Source organism: Komagataeibacter intermedius TF2 (assembly GCF_000964425.1).
GTDB lineage: Bacteria > Pseudomonadota > Alphaproteobacteria > Acetobacterales > Acetobacteraceae > Komagataeibacter > Komagataeibacter intermedius.
This window is the reverse complement of sequence record NZ_BANF01000730.1, coordinates 1-2,362: the sequence shown is the minus strand read 5'-3', so window position 1 is coordinate 2,362 and position 2,362 is coordinate 1. Positions and strand designations below refer to the sequence as shown.

Genomic DNA, 2,362 nt, shown 5'->3' with positions numbered 1-2,362 from the left:
GTTCGACGGCGTGCGGAAGTCATGCGCTTCGTTCGGAACGGCCGCCGCTGGATGACTGAATGTCATCTTGGGCCCACCCGAGCTCCAGCGCATCCGGAAAACTACGTACGTAAAACCTCGTAAGGGAAACGACCCGTCCTGATTTCAGGTCGACTGTGTTATCGCGGCCGCTCCGTGGCTGTCAGCGTCATCCGCACGAGTTCAGACAGGCTGCGAGCGTCCATCTTTATCATGAGATTGGCCCGATAAATCTCTATCGTGCGCGGGCTTATCCCAAGCTCCCGGGCGATGACCTTGTTCGATTGACCGTCGACGAGGCCACGGAGAACCTGTTGCTCCCGCGTCGTCAGAGCGGCGATCCGCTGGCGAATGACATGTGCATGCGCGCGTTCGGCGCCGTTCTCGTCACCGCACCGCAGAGCGGAGGCCACCGCGTCGAGAATGGTATGATCGTCGAACGGCTTTTCGATGAAGTCGCGGGCGCCGGCTTTCATGGCCTGCACCGCTAGGGGGACGTCAGCATGCCCCGTGATCACAATGACCGGGAGAACCGTCGCGCGCTTCTGGAGACGGTCGACAAGAGCGATGCCGTCCATGCCCGGCATCCGGATATCCGTTATGATGCATCCGCACTCGACCCCGTCGAGGATAGCGAGGAACTCATCCGCCGATGCGTGGGTCCTCGCGGTATGTCCCGATGTCAGCAACAGGAAGGCAAGGGATTCGCGTACGGCTTCGTCGTCGTCGATCACATGGACGATACCATCCGGGTTCATTCGCCAAACTCCTCTGTCCTGGCGCAGGGAAGAGTGAAAAGAAAGCACATCCCTCCCCCGCGTTCCCGCTGCGCTCCGATGCGTCCTCCATGAGCCTCCACGATGGTGCGGCAGATCGACAGCCCGACTCCCATGCCATGATCCTTCGTCGTTGAGAAAGGTTCAAACAGCCTGCCCGCAATCTCGGGGCTCACACCGGGGCCAGTATCCGTCACGCGGATCCGTGCCATGCCTTCGAAAGCGTCGACCGCGACGACCAGACGCCGTTCGTCACAGTCCTCCATGGCCTCCACGGCGTTGCGGATCAGGTTGAGGAGGACTTGCTGGATCTGAATCTTGTCCGCGATAACCTGATCGGCCCCAGAGTCCAGCTGAAAGGATACGTCGATCCCGCGCTCCGCAATTCCGACCAAGGCCAGCGTTGCCATCTCTTCGATAAGCGCCCGCAGGCTTTCCAGTCCCGGCTCACCTTCTCCCCGAGACACGAAGTCCCGCAACGACCGTATGATCCGACCGGCCCGCAGCGCTTGCGCGGCCGCCTTGTCCATGGCCTCTTGCACGCGCGTGCTCTGCCCGTTCTCGGCTTCCAGGAGACGGCGTCCGCCGTTGAGAAAGTTCGTGATGGCCGTCAGAGGCTGATTAAGTTCGTGAGCCAGTGTGGCTGCCATCTCGCCCATGGCTGACAGGCGTGAGATATGTGTGACTTCGGCCTGCAACTGTCGCACGCGTCGGTCCGCTTCCTCGCGTTCCGTGAGGTCGCGAAGGAACGCGATTGTAAAGGAGCCCTCTCCTGATGTCAGGCGTCCGGTAGACAGATCAACGGGGACAGTCGTCCCGTCTTTCCGACGGGCGACTGCCGCTATTCCGTGCCGATCGGAGACTGGAGCCGTTCCGAGTTCGGGGACGATGTCTGCGATATTCGTCCCGATCGCCTCTGCCGCATTAGACCTCAGAAGTGTCTCCGCCGCGTTGCTGAATGATTGCACGATGCCGCGCTCGTCGAGAATGATGATAGCGTCGGGAACTGCGTCGAGGATGGCGCTGAGATGCGCCTCCCGCTCAAGGATACGCTGCGCCATCGCGGCCGTGCGCCGACGGGCACGTAGCAGCCATTCGCCACCACACGTGATCAGGACGCAGAGTGTCGCGAACAGGATCGTCTCGACCCAGTTTTCGATCGGCGGCGCGCCGTCATGCGCGAGAAGGAGGCAGCCGATCACTGATGCAAGTGTGGCTGCGGCTAGACCGGAAAAGAGACCGCCGATCACCGCGCCGACGAGCACTCCCGGAAGCAGTAAGAGAAACAACGTCCTGCCGCCGAGAAACGGATTGATCAGGAAACGTATGAGCGTCCCCAGTATCACGAGCCCGAGCGCGTACGAGGAGGCGGCCGCGAAACTGCGATGGCGTGCCAGCGCACCGGTCTCTTGAGGCGGCAGATCCCAAAAGTCCCTCAATGACGTTCTCCTCACCGAATGGTCGGCGAACGACCTCGCCAAGGCGAGTCAGTATTACTACGTAATAGCCTCATTCATCAAAACATTGCACCTGTAGGGTGAGACTGCGCCATGAACCGTCATGGTTCT

2 protein-coding genes are annotated in these 2,362 nt (G+C 61.0%); both read right to left on the bottom strand.

The window, feature by feature from the left end; genetic code table 11:
• Nucleotides 1-158 precede the first annotated feature (158 nt).
• A complete protein-coding gene (fixJ, locus tag B7449_RS19120) occupies nucleotides 159-776 on the bottom strand; it encodes a response regulator FixJ (protein WP_019087322.1) in 618 nt (205 codons plus the stop codon).
• Nucleotides 773-2,233 (bottom strand): sensor histidine kinase, encoded by a 1,461-nt coding sequence (locus B7449_RS19115; protein WP_235721025.1) that lies wholly within the window; start codon nucleotides 2,231-2,233, stop codon nucleotides 773-775. The genes fixJ and B7449_RS19115 overlap by 4 nt, the downstream gene beginning before the upstream one ends.
• Nucleotides 2,234-2,362: the final 129 nt, after the last annotated feature.

Coding starts and splice junctions, on each gene's coding strand:
- fixJ (WP_019087322.1), bottom strand. CDS start 776: ATGAACCCGGATGGTATCGTCCATGTGATCGACGACGACGAAGCCGTA.